Here is a 17,444-nt window from a genome sequence, read left to right as displayed (position 1 = left end):
TTAAGCAAAAACAGCAGGTTATCGGCTTTAGTTGAATCACATCAAGAACTTTTCAAGCGGCACCGCTGCTATAGCGGCCATACGCTTGCTTAATCTCTAGCGGCGCAAATCGGACAGGCGCACGGCCCTAGCGCGTTGATATGGTGAATTGTTGCTAGTTTCTAAGCAATATTTACAACCGCAAAGCTGTTTTTATTGCTTAAATTTGCCCATAAAAAGCAAAATATATGGCTTATGTTAAAATGCCTCTAATAAACGTTTCTATCTATTGGCGGTGTTATGCCGCCAAGATTAAAATTATGAGTGCATCAAACCAGTATAACTTGATAATTGCTTTAATTTGCGTAGTGAAACGAATTTTGCGCTCCATGTTGCTTCGCGATGATAGCCCCCAGCTAGCATAACACTGGGGGCGTATTCCCATGCGAATACTAAAAAAACTTTGCCAATCAAACTCTATTTGGGCTGTTGCACTGATTGCCACCATCGGCGTGTCATTCGGCGTACTTGGGCTTGGCACATACAATGTCGTGATGGACTACACCAACAACACCGAATTCTGCATCATGTGTCACGAGATGAAGCAGAAGGTCTATCCGGAGTACAAACAAAGCGTTCACTACAAGAACGCATCTGGCGTGCGCGCAGGCTGCGCCGATTGCCATGTTTCAAAAGAGTTTTTTCCAAAGCTCATCCGCAAAGTGCAAGCCTCCAAGGAGGTCTATCATATGTTGAAGGGCAGCATTGATAGTCCGGAGAAGTTTGAGGCAAAGCGTTTGGAGCTTGCAAAACGCGTATGGGCCTACATGGAAGAAACAGACTCGCGCGAATGCCGGACGTGTCACTCTTTCGATGCCATGCACTTTGATAAACAACGGCCAGCTTCGGCAAAGAAAATGCGTGTAGCGCAGCAACAAGGCGATACATGCATCTCGTGTCATAAAGGCATCGCCCACCAATTGCCCGATATGAGCGCTGGGTACAAAAGCATGTACAGCGATTTGCAGCAGCAGGCGCTTGCCGAAGATGCGCAGAACGAGCAGCTCATTACCATCGCAGCCAAAGGCATGTATCTAGAAGAGGAAGAGGCCAGCAGTGGAGGCCGGGCAGTGGGCCGCATTCTGGCTGGCACTCCGGTTCGCATGCTGGAAATCGCAGGGGATCTGCGCAAGGTTCGGCTTGAGGGCTGGCAACAAGAAGGCGTAAAACAGGTTATCTACGCCCAAAAAGGCAAGCGCATCTTCTCCGCGACCATCTCCAAAAAAAAGGCAGACGCCATCAAACAGTTGGCAACGGACTATGACGAGGAAACCAACCTCAGCTGGCATCAGGTCGAGCTGGATGTGTGGGTGATGAAATCCGACCTCATCAGTGACGAGAAAGCCCTTTGGTCGTACGGCGCGGAAATGTACACCGCTTCCTGTAGCACCTGCCACTCGGCACCCGCACCTGACCACTATTTGGCCAACCAATGGATAGGCAACATCAAGGCGATGGCGAGCTTTATTTCGCTTGATAAGTCCGAGCGCCGCTTCTTGCAAAAATACCTGCAAATGAATGCCAAGGATATGGTTGGTGGTCACTCCTAGATAGCTAAAAAGCGAGACAGGCCAGCCACTAAAAAGCCCCCGCACATAACGGGGGCTTTTCTATTTGTCTTGTTGTTCTAGCTTGCCTTATGAGGCGCTGGGCTGTTCAAACACATCAGGTTTTGGTGCCTCTCCGGCATATTTTTCTATATCAACCATGCAGCTCAAAGCGGTGGTTGCCATCGCCAGTTTGGATGAGGGGCGATCAGCGGTCAGCGCATTCGGACTGCCATAGGCGCAAGGGGTTTTCTCATCCAGAACATTAACCGGATTGTACCAAGCCCCTTCAGAAAGCACCACGACACCTGCCGAGAGCTTGTCAGTAACCACAGCACCGGCAAAGACTTCGCCCCGCCCATTGAACAAGCGCACAACATCACCATCAACAATGCCGCGCGCCGCAGCCTCAACCTTACCGATATAACAAGGTTCGCGCCCGCCAACAGTGTAGACCTCCCGCAAGGACGTGCCGTTCAGCTGGCTGTGCAACCGGTTTGCCGGGTGTGTGGACAAAAGGTTCAGCGGATAAGCGGCTTCTTTGCCACCAAGACGCTCGCGCGGGTCCATCCATGTAGGATGTGCCGGGCAATCGTCATAGCCCATCTTTTCGATGTTGCGCGAATATATCTCGATCTTGCCAGAAGGTGTGCCCAATGGCTCAAGCAGCGGATCTTCGCGGTAATCTGCAAAGGTGACGTAGTTCTTGGAAGCCTCAGTCGGTTCAAACCGTACAAACCCGGTTTCCCAGAATGTATCGAAGTCCGGCATCGGGATCTTTTTCGCATCAGCTTGCTTTTTAGCCGCTTCGTAGAACGAACGGATCCACGCCATTTCGTCCTTGCCCTCGGTAAACTCCTCTTTCTTGCCAAACCGCTCGGCAATACCGGCAAAGGCGTCAAAGTCACTGCGTGCCTCGAACAATGGTTCAACCACTTTCTTCATCGCTAGAATGGCTTTTTTGGAGTAATCGCCCACATGGTCGATGTCATTGCGCTCTGCTGTGGTGGTGATCGGTAGCACGATGTCGGCAAAGCGTGCGGTCGCCGTCCAGAACTGCTCGTGTACAATCACCGTATCAAGCTTCTGCCACGCCTTGCGCAAACGGTTGAGGTCCTGATGCTGGTTAAACATGTTCACGCCCACCAGATACATCAGTTTCACATCCGGGTAGGTGCCCTGCGTGCCGTTAAAGTCATAGGTACCCCCAGGGGTTTCAAGCATATCGGCCAGTCGCGCAATTGGTATTGCACGCGTGCCAGCCGCTTTCAGCGCAGCGGCAGCATCCTCCGAAACACGTCCCGGTGACATGCCCGGCAGGCCCGGACTGTTTGCGGCAGGCGATCCCTGGTTAGAATAGTGATAGCTGAGGCCGAAACCGCCCCCCGGCAAGCCAATCTGGCCGATCATCGCGGCAAGGGTCACCAGCATCCAGTGCACCTGCTCGCCAAACTCCTGACGCTGCATCGCCCAGCTACCGGCAAGCATGGTGGTGCCACTGGTGAAGATATCGGCAAGCTCGACGATTTTCGCTGCGTCAACACCGCAGATTTCCGCTGCCCATGCCGGTGTTTTCGCCGTGCCGTCACGCTCACCTGTCAGGTAAGGCAGAAACTTGTCAAAACCTTCAGTATAGTCCTCAAGAAACGCCTCGTCATGCTTGCCCTTGCTGTAAATCTCGTGGGCAATACCAAGCATCAACGCCACATCGGTTCCCGGGCGAATGGGGATCCACTCCGCATTGAAGAAGTCGGCGCTCTCTGTCATCCGCGGATCAATACTGATCACCCGTTTTCCGGCTTTTTTAAACGCCTCGTAGTAAGGATAGGCATTGTGATCGGCAATGCCGGAGGCCACTTGGCTGTTCTTTAGCGGATCAGAGCCGAACAACACCAACGTATCGGTGTTTTCAATCAAGGTTGGCCAAGCAGAGTGCGCGGAGTAAACTTCAAGCCCGCCTGTCACATGCGGCATAATCACTTGCGAACAGCCGGTAGAATAGTCCCCATGGCTTTTAACAAAGGCGCCATCAATACACAGGTTCAGGCAGCGCGCCAGCAAGCTCCGGCCATTGTTCACGCGTCCGGCGCTTTTCCACCCCATAGAGTTGGCATAGATCGCACTCAAGCCATGCTGTTCTTTGGTTTGCTGGAGTTGCTTGGCAATCAAGTCAAGCGCTTCATCCCAGCTTACCCGCACAAAGTCGCCATTGCCGCGGGTCTCGGTTGCCGCGCCCGGGCCGTTTTCTAAGTAAGAGCGTCGCACCATCGGGTACTGAACGCGGCTGGTAGAGCGCGCTGCATCTTTGACACCGGCCAGCTGACCGCTTGGGCGTGGATCATGCTCCCAAGGGGTAATTTGTGTCCACTCGCCATCAACCACAGTGGCCCGAAATGCACCCCAGTGCGAACCACTCACGATACCTTTGGCGCTCGTGGAAGCTTTTGCCGTGCCAGCTTTTAGCAGGGCAGGAGCAAAGGCCCCAAACGCGCCAGCTGTTGTTGCCCCCTTTAAAAAACTGCGGCGTGAACTGTAAAAACTGTTCTTCAGTCCCATGATTATTTCCCTTTATGAAACGGAGAAACACCTTCACTCATGCAAGGGTGTGTTCTTTCCCCCCTCGCTCTTTGCGGGCTCCAAAAAACCGTCCAAGGAACCACTAGGTCTTGCGCCACTCGCCGCAAGAAATTCAATATCTTCCGCAATCCACGCGTGTGTAGCCTGCGCCAAAACGCTGTAGAACCCATGCGCATCAAATCGCTGAACATCCTGCGCAAAATGCGTCACCCACGCCAGAAGATGCTCACGGAGAAACGCAGCTTGCATATCAAGCAACACCTGGCGCGCTGGGCATGCATCTTCATCCTGCAATTGCTGGGCAAACTCGGCCATAACAGCAAGTTCAATAGAAAGGTGATCGGCGGGCACGTGCAGATCAGCGTGCGGGCAAAGGCCAAGCGCTTGTAATATCTTGTTCATTTGCGCCATTGGTCGCTGCGCAAGGCTTTTGTTTTCAAAGGAGTAATAGGCGGACTGTACCGGCATCGCGTGACTGGCAGCGTCGACCCCGAGGAACAGTTTGGAATAGGCAACAGACAGATCCAGAGCTGTGGCCTGAGTGTCCTCGGCTGAGGAGAGGTCTCTTAGCTGCGTAGCAAGGGGGCGCAGGCACGGGACGACCGCTACATCCGCAAGAAAAGTTCGCCCATCCGTTTGATAGTATGAGAGCAAAAGCCCTGTTTTGATCGGTGCTGAGAACAAAGAGGCAAGCCATCTGTATACATAAATACGTAATTTTGATAAGTATAAATGATTATAAAAATTAGAATTATTACTACTCATCGTATTTTCTTATGTATTGTTGCTTGTTATGTTTGGTATATACTTTGAAATGCTATGTTGATTTAAAATAAGTGTCAATGAGTGAGCTTATTAGTCACGCAATGTCGCCTTTAAGTGGTGATATTTAATGTTTCAACACGTAAAAAGCGTAGAATTCACTGGAAATTTGTTTTCTTTCTGTTCATCGAGCGAACGAAAAACCAAAGCCGTGGTGCTTTCGTAAGTCAGCCGCGTCACCCACGTGATGCAGCAGGTACCAAAGCCCAGGAAAAGCGGAAATTTTCTCCACCCCTCAAGGAAAATACCGCATCAATCCAAGGCCTTAGCCAAAATTTGTGATTCAGCATATTAAGCCGCGAGATCCAGCCTCAACACCTACCAATAAGCGATTGGTTTTCCATGCTCGATTCAATTGAAATAACTCCAGACCCGCCAAGAAATTCCAGTCTTTTTAGATAAAACTATAAATTACAGCTAGTTATAGTGAGTTTTAGAATCAGACTATAAACATTAGTCGCGCCGCTAAGTGAATCGGGAGGGAACATGGCAAAACAATCAAGCAAGGAGCGTGTGAAGGCAGCTGCCGAAGCCGCTGGGCTTGCCATCGAGATCGTACAAATGCAGGAAAGCACACGCACCGCCGAAGAAGCGGCTGCTGCTTGCGGGTGTCAGATCGGGCAGATCGTTAAATCGCTTATCTTCGCCAAAGGAGAAGGTGAGGCATTTGTGCTGTTGTTGATTGCTGGAGATCGACAGGCGGATCTTGTAGCGGCACAGCAGCAAATTGGCAGCCAATTGCAGCGCGCTGATCCAAAAGCGGTGCGCGCCAAAACCGGTTTTGCTATCGGTGGTGTCGCGCCACTTGGCCATAACTGCCCTGTAGAGGTGTTTATGGACCCCGCGCTCTTGCAGTATCCGGTTGTATGGGCAGCTGCTGGTGCGCCAAACGCGGTGTTTTCTGTAGCGCCCCAAGCGTTGCAAGACGCAGTGGGCGCTCAATTGTTGCACGCAAGCCCGGTGGCTGCCACCGGCGATTAAGGCGGATCTCTGACTTTGGCAGGAGCTAAGCGGCAAGCCTGCTTTGGACAGCGAAGCGCTATCGCGCCTGCTGCCAGAGGCAGGCTTACATCTAAAGGTCGTGCGGCTAGGCCGCGCTATATTGTCTGTTAAGCCTCGGCCGAAGCCTCTTCCACAGCACTGGAAAGCTCAAGCCAGCTTTCCTCCAGCTCTGCCAACTGCTTCACATAGCCCGCACGGCGAATGGCGTGCTCGCTGGCTTTATCCGGTGCCTTGACGTAAATATCGGGATCTGCCAGCAGGGCATCCAGCTTGCCGATGTAGCGGTTGAGTTTTTCCATCTCTTTTTCGGTGCGTGCCAGCTCTTTTTTCAAAGGTGCCAGCTTTGCCCGCATCTCGGCAGCTTCCCGCCGGCGATCTTGCTGCGATGGACTCTTGCGCGCTTCATCAGCCCCTGATTTTTTTCCCTCATTATCCTTTGCGCAGGCATTGCCCTGCAAGATCAGGCGGCGGTAATCCTCCATATCGCCTTCAAAGGGCGCCACCGTGCCATCTCGCACCAACCACAGACGATCGGCGCAGGCCTCCACCAATTGCCGGTCGTGGGCGATGAGAATAACAGCTCCCTCATAATCGTTAATTGCTTCGATCAGGGCCTGACGGCTGTCAATGTCCAGATGGTTTGTTGGTTCATCAAGGATAATCAGGTTTGGCCCGGCAATGGTAGCAAGCCCAAGCAGCAACCTTGCTTTTTCGCCCCCCGACAAATCTTGCGCCGCCGTTTGCATGCGATCTGTCGGCAGACCAAAACGATCAACCGCCGCCCTTAATTTTGCCTCTGGCGCCTCCGGCATCAACCGGCGCACGTGGTCCACTGCATTGGCCTGGGGAATGAGATCATCCAGCTGATGCTGGGCAAAAAAGGCGGTGGCGAGCTTGGAGGAAACAGTCTTCTCCCCATCCATCAAAGGCAAACGTCCGGCAAGTAGCTTGGCAAACGTGGACTTGCCGTTGCCATTGGCCCCAAGCAGGGCGATGCGGTCATCCTGATCGATATTCAGGTTGAGCCGAGAGAGGATTTTCGTGTCCCCATAGCCAACACTGGCGCTCTCCAGCTTGATAATCGGCGGCGACAATTTCACCGCCGGTTGCGGGAAGGAGAGGGGCAGGCCGGAGCTTTCATCCAGCACCATTACCGGCTGCATGCGCTCGATCATCTTCAGGCGGGACTGCGCCTGCTTGGCCTTGCTGGCCTTGTAGCGGAACCGGTCCACATACGCCATCATATGTTTGCGCTGCTTCTCCTGCTTTTCAGCCGCTTTTTTCTGCAGTGTCAGAGTTTCGCGCCGCTGCCGGTCAAAGCTGTCGTAGCCGCCGCGGTAATAGGTGAGTTTGCCACCATCCAGATGCACGATGGAATCAACCGCCTTGTTCAACAGATCACGGTCGTGACTGATGATCACCACCTGATGCGGATAGCGGGCAATATACTGCTCAAGCCACAGCGTGCCCTCCAGATCAAGATAGTTGGTTGGTTCATCCAGCAGCAGCAAATCTGGCTGCGAGAACAGCAGCGCTGCCAACGCCACCCGCATGCGCCAGCCACCGGAAAAGTCTTTGCACGGCCGCTGCTGCGCCTCGCTATCAAAGCCAAGACCGTGCAAAATAGTTGCCGCGCGCGCCTCGGCGGAATGGGCGTCAATATCGGCCAACCTTGCGTGGATTTCGGCAATGCGGTGCGGGTCTGTGGCGGTGTCCGCCTCGCTAAGCAGCGCTGTGCGTTCGGTATCGGCTGCAAGCACCACCGCAATCAGACTGTCATCGGTTCCCGGCGCTTCCTGCGCCACCTGTCCGATCTTTGCGCCGCGCGGAATGCTAACGTCGCCGCTTTCTGCGGAAATATCGCCGGTTAACAGGCGAAACAGGGTGGACTTGCCAACACCATTGCGGCCAACAAGGCCGGTTTTGGCGCCCGCAGGCAGGGTGACTGTGGCGTTATCGATGAGCAAACGCCCGGCGATGCGATAGGTCAGGCTGGAAATCTGTAACATGGCTCATGTGTTTGACCAAAAATCAGCGAATTGGCAAGGGGGCGCGTGAAACAAGGGCTGTGTTTGCAACTATAGCCAAAAGTTTTCTCTAAATTCATCGAGACTTATCTGATCGGCGACGCCGTTATTGTAATTCTCTTGAATCCCAAGATCTCTAAGCTGATCCGCTGTAAGCGGGTTACGGATAAACGGATTCTTGTTGTAATTTGGCGTCGAGTCAGAGTCTAAAAATGCCTCCACGAAAGAAAAATCGCAGTTGGTAAATTGAATTGGCCACTCTGGATTTAAAATAACTGTTCCAAATAAAGTACACCTTTCAAAACTGCAGTCGGTCATAGGTTCAAAAAGGTAGCCACCGATTAGGCACTCTACAAAATCGACAGGAGGTTGATGTTGTTCTTCAAGAAAGCAAAAACGTGTTCGATCAAACTTGCATTTTTTAAACACGACCTTATTTTTTGCAGAAATTTGCAAATTGTTTATCCCAGAGAAATCAGAGTACTCAACTTCTGATCCGGTGAAGTCAAAGTGCAGGTGATGCTTGGAAGCATTCACATATATATTGCGTAATTTTGTATTTTGTAAATTTAAGACAAAGTCTCCCTCTGGAAAATACTGGAGGCAAACCAACCGTGAGAGGGCGTTTGTTAACACGGAACCGTATGCTTCCTCTTCAGGTTCGCGCTGTGATAATTTGGTTATATCGGCATTCTTTCTTAAAGCTGCGCAAATCACATTAAGCGTCAACTCTAGGTACTCTTCAGGGTGAAGACTTGAGAGCTTTTCCAAAATGTATATGCCCGAAATTCTTTTTGAAGTACTAGCGCTGTCAATCAATTCAAGGGCGTTGGAAAACTGGTTAAAAACCTTTTCGTCGCGGCCCTGCTGTATTTGTTCTTCAAGTCCGGCAATTTGCTTGTCAGTTCGCTCTAAGCCTTCCCTTGTTAGTTCAAGTTGCTGATTTGTCTGGTCTAGCCGTTTGAACAACGCGTAGATGGTTGCGATTGCAATTATGCCACCCCCAAAAACCTTAAGCACATCAAGTATGGTGGGAGCGGACTGAGCAGCGCTGCCATCTACCGTCCAAGCCAGCACTGCAAAGAGGGAGTGGCCCAGAACGAGTGCCAGCGTAAAATGGATGGTCAAATAGACCAGCAGCAGTGCAATGAAAACACAGCAGATTCTAGGAAAACTGTTCGTTTTAAGCATAATTAAGCCTGTAATAATGTTAGGCTTTAATATCACTCTTGAAGAATATATTCACGTTAAAGTTGTTACAAACTAAATTACTCTCTCGTCATCACTTCCTGTATTGCAGCGCGAGGGAGAAGAAATGCTCAACCGGATCTTGCACAAACGACCCTTGCAGCGGCAGCCAAAGCGCACGATTGCCCTCAAGCTCCAAAAGCTCGCCGTAAAGCTCCCGCATCTGTACAATCACAGTGCTTTGGCAAGGAACGAACAAGCCAAATTTATCGCCATAATTGGGCTTCCAATGCAGGCGCACCGTGGTGCCCTTCTGCCGCGTGCCGCCCTGCGTGCGGGGGCGATAGGCGGGCTCCCCCCATTTGAGCGTCTCGTCAAGCGCAACGGGATCCGGCAGCCGCTCTGCAACAGCAAACAGCAGTGCGCGCATCTCTAAAAACCGGCTCTGCGCCTGTGCCGGGTAAGCGTGAACCACCGCAGCCACGTCCTCTGCCATCGGCGGCCGAACCAATTCCGCTTGAAGTTGGGCCAAACGGTCCATCATGCCCTCAAAAGTTAAAACATCAACAACTGCAGGCAATCATAGTCCGGCGGCGGCGCAACAAGCAAGCCGCGCGGCAAAACCAAGCACGCCGCGCGAATTTTAGGGATCGCTTAACCCGTATGCTCTGAGGATCCGTCCCCTAGGCTTTGGTAAGGTCCTCTTCGCGCGCCATGCCATGCCCGCTTTCCCGTTGGAAATAGATCATATCTAGGGCAGGGGGCGTTTGTCCCAGCTGGGTGAGGAAGCTATGCACTTGGCCGCGATGGTGCGTCTGGTGATTAAAGAAATGAAACAGCGCTGCCCCGAGCGGTTGCTGCATCACCAAAGGCTTGCGAATGGTGCGGTAAATCAGCGTGCGCAGCAAATCAGCCTCGCGCATCTGCTCCACCACTGAAATGATACGCTCATCCAGCCGCTCGCGGCGCCCGCGTAGCTCCTCAAACTCACCGCAAATGCTCTCGTCCAGCGAGGTGATCGGATCTCCTTCGCCGGTGAAGCGCTGCAACCACGCCATATCCGCAATAACCTGATGTTCCATCGTCCCGTGGATCGATTGGAAGTGCGCCCCAAGATCCTTGTGGTAATCATCACGCGGCAGTGCAGCACAAGCGTCTAGCAACAAACCGTTCGCCCATTTGTTATAGGCAGCAAACATGGTGAAGGCAGCTTTCATGGCAAAGTCTCTCTTCTGATGCAGGTGTCGACAAAGTCTTTCCTATGAACCTAGAGCATTTCTAGAAATCTGCACTATGACACCGGTCAAATACCGTGAAAACCGAGGAAGACAAATGCGCGCGCTCCTCGCTTTAATCTTGGAGGGCAAACTGCGTTGGCATGGCAGTAAAAACCAAACAGAGCCGTACATGCAGCTTGTTTTGGCAAGATAGCGGGAAAAACTTGTCGTTAGCGGCTTTGGTCCCTTGCATTTTTTCAGGGTCTGTACGTATATCGGCGCGCAAAACGGGGCCAAGTGAGGACCCGCTCACAAGTTTCGATTCGTAAATGTGTAAGCTCGGCAAAAAACTGATGGACTACATCAGTTTCAACACGAGCAACCAACCTGAAGGCAGGAAGAATTATGGCGATTGAACGCACCTTTTCCATGATCAAGCCAGACGCTACCAAGCGTAACCTCACTGGCGCTATCACCGCCAAGCTCGAAGAAGCTGGCCTGCGCGTCGTCGCATCCAAGCGTGTATGGATGTCTCTGCGCGAAGCAGAGGGTTTCTACGCAGTGCACAAAGAGCGTCCGTTCTTTGGTGAACTGACCGAGTTCATGTCCTCTGGTCCAACCATCGTTCAGGTTCTGGAAGGCGAAAACGCCATTGCCAAAAACCGTGAAGTCATGGGCGCTACCAACCCAGCAGATGCAGCCGAAGGCACCATCCGTAAAGAGTTTGCCCTGTCCATCGGCGAAAACTCCGTTCACGGCTCAGATGCACCAGAAACAGCTGCTGAAGAGATTGCCTACTGGTTCTCCGGCACCGAAATCGTTGGCTAATTGATTTTTGCAGGTTTTGCGAGAAGCAAGCGGGCCAGCCGGATAGTTCCGGCTGGTCTTTTTTATGTCGCGCTGGCAGGCTGTCGCCCTTGCGCTCCTGCGGGTGTTCGCTGCGCGGACCAACAGATCGGCACTTGTCCTCTTGCTGCCGCCTCCGCTCCGGTGATATGCCAACGAACGGCCGTGCATGCGGCTTTGAGCCATCCTCGCTCAGCTATTGAAATCGGTTAGATAAAAGGGGCGTACCATGCCAGCTCATCCCGCCAGCAGCCAGAAAGGGACCCGCCGTGCCACAGTCTGCCCGCATGATTGCCCCTCCACCTGTGCACTGGAAGTCGAAATCACCCCAAAAGGTGAATTGGGCCGTGTCTACGGGCGTAAGGATAACGCCTATACCGCGGGCGTTATCTGCGCAAAGGTGGCCCGCTATGCAGAGCGCCTTCACCATCCGGACAGGCTGACCCATCCCTTGAGGCGTAACGGGTCCAAGGGGAGCGGCGCCTTTACGCGCATCTCCTGGGAAGAAGCCCTTGCTGAAATCTCCGAGCGTTTCCTCGCTGCCGAGCAGCGTTATGGTGCGCAAACTGTTTGGCCCTACTATTTCGCCGGTACCATGGGGCTGGTGCAACGCGACAGCATCAACCGTTTGCGCCATGCCAAAGGTTACTCCGGCATGTACCAGACATTCTGTACCAATATGGCATGGACGGGGTATATCGCAGGCACCGGCAGACTGGCCGGACCGGACCCAAAGGAAATGGCGCTTTCCGATTGCGTGGTGATCTGGGGTACCAACCCGGTGGCGACACAGGTCAATGTCATGCCCCACGCCATCAAGGCGCGCAAAACCCGCGGCGCCAAAATTGTGGTCATCGATGTCTACGACACACCGACGGCACAGCAGGCGGATATGAAGCTAATTCTGCGCCCCGGAACCGATGGCGCATTGGCCTGCGCAGTGATGCATATCCTGTTTCGCGATGGCAATGCCGATCGCTCTTACATGGACAAATATGCCGATTGCCCACAAGAGCTGGAGGCGCATCTTAGCAGCAAAACACCTGAATGGGCGGCGCAAATCACAGATTTGAGCGTCGAGCAAATTGAAGAGTTCGCCGCTCTGGTGGGTACAACCCAACGCACTTTCTTTCGCCTCGGCTATGGCTTTACCCGTCAGCGTAATGGTGTCATCAATATGCACGCCGCTTCATGCATCGCGGTGGTTGGCGGCCATTATCAATATAAAGGCGGCGGCGCGTTTCACAACAACGGTGCGATCTACGGCCTTAACACTGCGCGGGTAGAAGCGCGAGAACTAGCAGACCGCAGCATCCGCCAGCTGGATATGTCGCAGATCGGCCGTGTGCTGACAGGTGACCCTGCGGCGCTACATAATGGCCCGCCAGTAACTGCGCTGCTGGTGCAAAACAGCAATCCGGCCTCGGTGGCGCCAGAGCAGACGCTGGTGCAGCAAGGGCTAGCGCGCGAGGACCTCTTTACCGTGGTGCATGAGCACTTCCTCACCGAAACCGCGCGTTTTGCCGATATCGTGCTGCCAGCCACAATGTTTACCGAGCACGATGACATCTACAAGACCGGCGGCGCTGCTTCGCTGCATTTCGGCCCGAAGCTTATGCAAGCACCGGGGGAAGCACGGGAGAACCTCTGGCTGCTGAACGAGTTGATCCGGCGCCTTGGCGGTACAGACCACAAGGGCCACCATATGAGTGCCCGTGAGCATGTGGAATGGATGCTAGAAAACTCTGGCTATGGCCCGCTGACAGAGTTGGAAAAGAACGGATTTGTAGACTGTCAGCCCGAATTTGACCGCGCACACTATCTGGATGGCTTTGGATACCGGGACAAGAAGTTCCGCTTTGCCCCGGATTGGAGCAAAGTACCGGCCCCCAACGCCGGCCCCATGGGCCCTTGGCAGCATATGCCGCGCTTGCCAGATCACTGGCCGGTCAATGAAGCGACAAGCGGCGACACTCCGTTTAAACTGGTCACTGCACCTGCACGCTCCTTCCTCAATTCCTCATTCAATGAAACGCAAGGCTCTCGGAAAAAGGAAGGGCGACCCTGCGTGCTTATACCCGCCCGTGATGCGCAGAGGCTTGGTATTGAAGAGGGTGACCCTGTGGCCCTCAGCAACCACCGCGGCCGGGTGGAGTTGCACGCCAGAATTGCCGATACTGAACAACAGCCCGGTATCCTTGTCAGCGAAGGGCTCTGGCCCAACGCAGACTTTATCAATGGGCGCGGCATCAACACCCTGACAGGTGCGGATCAAACAGCGCCCTATGGCGGCGCTGCCTTTCATGATATCGCTGTGCGTCTTGAACCGCTGCTAAACAGAACGGGCACAAGGACAGACTAAGGGGCAAGCACCAGAGCAAGCGTAGGCAGCAAGGCGCACGAGCAGTCCAACCAAGCTCCAATCACCACCGCTTAAGCCAGCTTGAGCCCAATCACGCCGGTTATAATCAGCAGTACCGACACCATGCGCATCGCGTTCAGCGTATCGCCAAACAGCACCACGCCGAGCATAAACGTGCCCGCCGCGCCAATGCCGGTCCACACCGCATATGCGGTGCCCATTGGAATGGTCTTTTGCGCGTAGAACAGCAGGGCCCCTGACAAGCCCATGGAAACCACAGAGAACGCGATCCAGCCCCAGTTCATGCCAGCTTCTGTGTAGCCGTTCTTTAGCCCCAGCGGCCAGCCAATTTCAAACAAACCGCCAAGTAACAACGCTACCCATGCCAAGCTCATCAAGACCCTCTCTAGGCTGTAGAAAAAGAAAGGCACCACTCATCTGAGCAATGCACCACCTCTGGCTGACCACTTGGGCCATGTAAATATACGGATGAATACCGCGCTTACCATAGGCAAAAAACGGAACACAAAGGTAACGCCGCCTGCTTAAGAACCGCTTGCCAGCACCCGCATGCCATCGATCTTATAGGCACCGCTGGCAATGAGCCTGAGCGCTTGCGGGTATATCTGATGCTCCACCTGAAGCACCCGCGCCCCAAGGGTTTGTGCATCATCATCATCGCGAACCGCAACTGAGCCTTGAGCGATAATCGGCCCCACATCCATTTCCGCGGTGACAAAATGCACGGTGGCGCCGTGCAGCTTTACCCCAGCTTCCAAAGCACGGGCATGAGTATCAAGACCGGGAAAGGCGGGTAATAATGCCGGATGAATGTTAATCAGCCTGTTGTGCCAGCGATTGACAAACCACGGGGTGAGTAAGCGCATAAAACCCGCCAACACCACCAATTCGGCACCGGCAGCTTCCAGCTCTTCGTGCAATTCGCGCTCGAACGCCTCTCTGTCCTTGCCGTAACGCTTGTGATCAAGGCTGAACGTGGCAATGCCTGCATCTCGTGCCCGTTGCAGACCGGCCGCATCGGGCCGATTGCTACCCACACAGACAATTTGCGCGGGGAAATCTTCGGCCTTCGCAGCTTCCAACAGCGAAACCATATTGCTGCCGCGTCCGGATATCAGCACAGCAACTTTCTTTCGGCTTTGGTTCAAACTCATGCATTTTGCCCCAAATCCAAAGTGCCTTCAAACACCGCTTGCTCGCTGTCCGCTTCTGCGCGGGGCTCCAACGCTCCCAAGCGCATCACCAGCTCGCCATTGGCCTCTAGTACCGCGGTAACCTCCGCAACCTTGTCTGCACGAACAGCGACAACCATGCCAACACCGCAGTTAAAGGTGCGCAGCATTTCGCTTTGCGCGACACCGCCTGCTTGAGCCAGCCAGCCAAACACTGGCGGGCAAGAGATCTGGGCAAGGTCGATCCGCGCTTGCAATCCCTCGGGCAGCACACGGGGCAAGTTTTCAGGCAGGCCGCCGCCGGTGATGTGCGCCAGCGCCTTAACTGCTCCGGTTTCGCGGATCGCCGCCAGCAATGGCTTGACGTAAATTCGGGTCGGCGTCATTAGCGCTGCACCCAAAGTTGTCTCGCTTGCAAACGGCGCTTTGCAGTCAAACCCAAGGCCTGCATGCTCGATAATCTTACGCACCAAGGAAAAGCCGTTGGAATGCACGCCGCTGGATGCAAGACCAAGCAGTACATCCCCTTCGCTCAGTGCCGCACTTGGCAGGAGTTCGCCCCGTTCTGCCGCGCCAACGGCAAAACCGGCCAGATCATAATCACCCTTGGCATACATGCCCGGCATCTCGGCGGTTTCCCCGCCAATCAGTGCACATCCGGAAATTTGACAGCCTTCAGCGATGCCAGAAACAACGGATGTTGCTTCCTCCACATCCAGCGCACCGCAGGCGTAGTAATCGAGGAAGAACAGCGGTTCCGCCCCTTGCACAACCAGATCATTGACGCACATGGCCACCAGATCGATGCCCACGCCGCCGTGTACACCGGTTTCGATCGCGATTTTTAGCTTGGTGCCAACGCCGTCATTGGCGGCCACTAGAATAGGGTCTTTAAAGCCGGCACCTTTCAAATCAAACAGCCCGCCAAAGCCGCCAATCTCGCTGTCAGCACCCGGACGACGGGTGGCTTTCACCAAAGGGCTGATGTTCTTCACAAGCGCGTTGCCCGCATCAATATCAACACCGGCCGCAGCATAGGTCAGGCCGTTTTGGTTTTGCTCGCTCATGAGGGGGGAAACTCCTGTCCGCTGATCGCCAACCGGCTTGCATGCCCAAAATGGTTCCGCCGGATTTGTCGGCATAGAACCCAAAACCCCTGTAAAAAGCAAGCGTGACTGCTCACAAATACCAAGGTTTTCATTGGGATATAGAGAATTCGTCTTGCGCAATACCAAAACAATCAGATGAGATACCCAAAAGACAACATTTAACCTATAAACATACTCAGAGCTTGCATTTTTTTTCGCCATTACCTCGTGCAAAAGACAACTCCGCCGTGCTTTCTTGATATTGGCAACTTCCTTCGCTCGTCGCCGCTGCTATAAAGGGCAAAACACCCCCCAAAGCAGGAGAATATGGGGCTAGAGCGCTTCGTATTATCTCCGCTAAACTCCGGGGCAATCGATCATTCACCTGCAAAAGCTGCGTAGGAGCCCATGACTTTACAGCGACGTATTTCCTTCTGGTTGATTTCATTTGCCGTTTTTGTCGCGTTCCTGTTCCTGTTTCGCGACATCTTGCTGCCCTTTGTAGCTGGCATGGCACTGGCTTATCTACTGGATCCTATTGCCGACCGCTTGGAGGCAATGGGGCTGAACCGGCTGCTGTCTACAGTAACCATTCTGCTGTTGTTCCTGATTCTCTTTGTCGCGGCCCTCCTGGTGTTGATACCGGTTTTGTCCAGCCAATTGCGCTCGCTCATTGTAGAGCTGCCTACCTATGTCGGCTCCTTGCAAACCATCTTGATAGAGTTCATTTCGCCGCATCTGGATAAAGTCGGGGTGCAAGGCATCGATTTAAAAGGCAACCTTGGTGACTTGATGGGACAAGCTGCCGGCTGGGCCGGAACGTTGCTCACCTCGATTTGGAATGGGGGACAGGCACTGGTCTCAATTGCCTCTTTGATGGTGGTGACCCCCGTGGTTGCGTTCTACATGCTGCTCGATTGGGACAACATGACCGCCAAAATCGACAGTTGGTTGCCGCGCCAGCAACGGCCAACGATTCACCGGCTCGCGTCTGAAATGGACGCCGCCGTTGCCGGATTTGTGCGCGGACAGGTGATGATGTGCCTTGTTCTTAGTATTTATTACGCAGCTACCCTGTTGATTGTGGGGCTAAAATTCGGATTATTGATTGGTATAGTAGCGGGCTTGATTAGTTTTATACCATATGTAGGCGCCTTAGTTGGCTTCTTCCTCTCCATTGGGGTCGCTGTTGTGCAGTTTTGGCCGGATCCGGTCATGATCGGCATTGTCCTTGCCATTTTCGCGCTGGGGCAGTTCCTAGAGGGCAACGTTCTGCAGCCTAAACTGGTGGGCAAAAGCGTTGGTCTGCATCCGGTTTGGTTGATGTTCGCGCTGTTTGCGTTTGCCAGTCTGCTGGGTTTTGTCGGAATGCTGATTGCGATCCCCGCCGCTGCCGTTGTTGGTGTGTTGGCTCGCTTTGCTTTGCAACAGTATTTGGGCAGCCAGATCTACTGCACTGGCGACTTCGACGCGGAAGATGACGACTAGATCATTTGGGTACTCCCGGCCATTTATGGCTGGCAAAGCGATTAGAAC

At 53.6% G+C, this 17,444-nt stretch carries 14 protein-coding genes; 5 read left to right on the top strand and 9 right to left on the bottom strand.

Annotated elements, in window-relative coordinates:
• The first annotated feature begins 422 nt into the window (after positions 1 to 422).
• Positions 423 to 1,589, top strand: a complete 1,167-nt coding sequence (locus AYK82_RS05465; protein WP_068312326.1) for a NapC/NirT family cytochrome c — start codon at positions 423 to 425, stop codon at positions 1,587 to 1,589.
• Positions 1,590 to 1,676: 87 nt separating this feature from the next.
• On the opposite strand, the gene torA is transcribed toward AYK82_RS05465, so the two are convergent.
• Complete coding sequence (torA, locus tag AYK82_RS05460; protein WP_068312323.1) at positions 1,677 to 4,142, bottom strand: trimethylamine-N-oxide reductase TorA; 2,466 nt, start codon at positions 4,140 to 4,142, stop codon at positions 1,677 to 1,679.
• A gap of 33 nt (positions 4,143 to 4,175) precedes the next feature.
• The gene (locus AYK82_RS05455; RefSeq protein ID WP_172795191.1) at positions 4,176 to 4,817 is read right to left on the bottom strand and encodes a TorD/DmsD family molecular chaperone; all 642 of its coding nucleotides are present in this window, start codon (positions 4,815 to 4,817) and stop codon (positions 4,176 to 4,178) included.
• A 654-nt stretch (positions 4,818 to 5,471) separates the two neighbouring features.
• On the opposite strand from AYK82_RS05455, the gene AYK82_RS05450 reads away from it, so the two are divergent.
• The gene (locus AYK82_RS05450) at positions 5,472 to 5,966 is read left to right on the top strand and encodes a YbaK/EbsC family protein (protein ID WP_068312318.1); all 495 of its coding nucleotides are present in this window, start codon (positions 5,472 to 5,474) and stop codon (positions 5,964 to 5,966) included.
• A 128-nt stretch (positions 5,967 to 6,094) separates the two neighbouring features.
• On the opposite strand, the gene AYK82_RS05445 is transcribed toward AYK82_RS05450, so the two are convergent.
• From AYK82_RS05445 to AYK82_RS05430, 4 genes are all read right to left on the bottom strand, one after another.
• Positions 6,095 to 7,996, bottom strand: a complete 1,902-nt coding sequence (locus AYK82_RS05445; protein ID WP_068312312.1) for an ABC-F family ATP-binding cassette domain-containing protein — start codon at positions 7,994 to 7,996, stop codon at positions 6,095 to 6,097.
• Between the two features lie 69 nt (positions 7,997 to 8,065).
• Complete coding sequence (locus AYK82_RS05440) at positions 8,066 to 9,205, bottom strand: hypothetical protein (RefSeq protein ID WP_068312309.1); 1,140 nt, start codon at positions 9,203 to 9,205, stop codon at positions 8,066 to 8,068.
• 91 nt (positions 9,206 to 9,296) lie between these two features.
• On the bottom strand, positions 9,297 to 9,782 hold the full coding sequence (locus tag AYK82_RS05435; RefSeq protein WP_208976405.1) for a DUF1801 domain-containing protein: 486 nt from the start codon (positions 9,780 to 9,782) through the stop codon (positions 9,297 to 9,299).
• A 103-nt stretch (positions 9,783 to 9,885) separates the two neighbouring features.
• The gene (locus AYK82_RS05430; protein ID WP_068312302.1) at positions 9,886 to 10,419 is read right to left on the bottom strand and encodes a DinB family protein; all 534 of its coding nucleotides are present in this window, start codon (positions 10,417 to 10,419) and stop codon (positions 9,886 to 9,888) included.
• Between the two features lie 405 nt (positions 10,420 to 10,824).
• Between AYK82_RS05430 and ndk the strand changes: the two genes are divergently transcribed.
• Together ndk and AYK82_RS05420 are read left to right on the top strand one after the other, a co-directional pair.
• A complete protein-coding gene (ndk, locus tag AYK82_RS05425; protein ID WP_008551976.1) occupies positions 10,825 to 11,247 on the top strand; it encodes a nucleoside-diphosphate kinase in 423 nt (140 codons plus the stop codon).
• A gap of 247 nt (positions 11,248 to 11,494) precedes the next feature.
• Positions 11,495 to 13,627: a molybdopterin-containing oxidoreductase family protein gene (locus tag AYK82_RS05420; RefSeq protein WP_068312299.1), complete on the top strand. Its 2,133-nt coding sequence runs from the start codon at positions 11,495 to 11,497 to the stop codon at positions 13,625 to 13,627.
• A gap of 71 nt (positions 13,628 to 13,698) precedes the next feature.
• Here the strand turns inward: AYK82_RS05420 and AYK82_RS05415 are convergent, their stop codons facing one another.
• The 3 genes from AYK82_RS05415 to purM form a co-directional block, all read right to left on the bottom strand.
• A complete protein-coding gene (locus AYK82_RS05415) occupies positions 13,699 to 14,016 on the bottom strand; it encodes a DMT family transporter (protein ID WP_068312535.1) in 318 nt (105 codons plus the stop codon).
• 156 nt (positions 14,017 to 14,172) lie between these two features.
• A complete protein-coding gene (gene purN / locus AYK82_RS05410; protein ID WP_068312296.1) occupies positions 14,173 to 14,802 on the bottom strand; it encodes a phosphoribosylglycinamide formyltransferase in 630 nt (209 codons plus the stop codon).
• On the bottom strand, positions 14,799 to 15,887 hold the full coding sequence (purM, locus tag AYK82_RS05405) for a phosphoribosylformylglycinamidine cyclo-ligase (protein WP_068312532.1): 1,089 nt from the start codon (positions 15,885 to 15,887) through the stop codon (positions 14,799 to 14,801). Before purM ends, purN begins: the two co-directional genes overlap by 4 nt.
• Positions 15,888 to 16,316: 429 nt before the next feature.
• Between purM and AYK82_RS18290 the strand changes: the two genes are divergently transcribed.
• On the top strand, positions 16,317 to 17,396 hold the full coding sequence (locus tag AYK82_RS18290; RefSeq protein WP_068312293.1) for an AI-2E family transporter: 1,080 nt from the start codon (positions 16,317 to 16,319) through the stop codon (positions 17,394 to 17,396).
• Positions 17,397 to 17,444: the final 48 nt, after the last annotated feature.

This window comes from Polycladidibacter hongkongensis (genome assembly GCF_001561995.1).
Classification (GTDB): domain Bacteria; phylum Pseudomonadota; class Alphaproteobacteria; order Rhizobiales; family Stappiaceae; genus Pseudovibrio; species Pseudovibrio hongkongensis.
This window is presented reverse-complemented; position numbering and strand designations above follow the sequence as displayed.